2 tRNA genes and 1 rRNA gene are annotated in these 503 nt (G+C 52.9%); all 3 read right to left on the minus strand.

From position 1 onward, the window contains the following. Nucleotides 1–106: 106 nt before the first annotated feature. The 3 genes from FKP33_RS26805 to rrf all read right to left on the minus strand — a co-directional run bounded on the left by FKP33_RS26805 (nt 107) and on the right by rrf (nt 429). Nucleotides 107–182, minus strand: a tRNA-Ala gene (locus tag FKP33_RS26805). 17 nt (nt 183–199) lie between these two features. Continuing rightward, a tRNA-Ile gene (locus FKP33_RS26810) sits at nt 200–276 on the minus strand. A 36-nt stretch (nt 277–312) separates the two neighbouring features. Next, nucleotides 313–429: ribosomal RNA gene (gene rrf, locus FKP33_RS26815) — 5S ribosomal RNA — on the minus strand. Nucleotides 430–503: the final 74 nt, after the last annotated feature.

The raw sequence follows: 503 nt of genomic DNA on the forward strand, positions 1-503 counted from the left end.
GCTTTGTTTCGTTTATCCAGTTTTCAAGGAACAAGTTCTTGCTGCCGTTCAACCGGCAGGAAAGTCATCTTACCATAATGCCGATCGCTCGACAAGAGGTAGTTTTTGGTGGAGCCAAGCGGGATCGAACCGCTGACCTCCTGCTTGCAAGGCAGGCGCTCTCCCAGCTGAGCTATGGCCCCAAACATTATGAAATTTATGGTGGGCCCTAGTGGACTCGAACCACCGACCTCACCCTTATCAGGGGTGCGCTCTAACCAGCTGAGCTAAGGGCCCTCATGTTGACCTTATTCATCCACACAAGGTGGATTCGCTTGGCGACGTTCTACTCTCCCAGGACCCTGCGGTCCAAGTACCATCGACGCTGGAAGGCTTAACGTTCGTGTTCGGGATGGGTACGCGTGGTTCCCTTCCGCCATCATCACCAAACGAATCGGTTAGCGGGCTAACCGAGAAAGGCTATTGCGCCTTTCAAAACTGAACATCGAAGTGAGTGCTTCTGT

The organism is Paenibacillus sp. tmac-D7, from assembly GCF_006519665.1.
GTDB lineage: Bacteria > Bacillota > Bacilli > Paenibacillales > NBRC-103111 > Paenibacillus_G > Paenibacillus_G validus.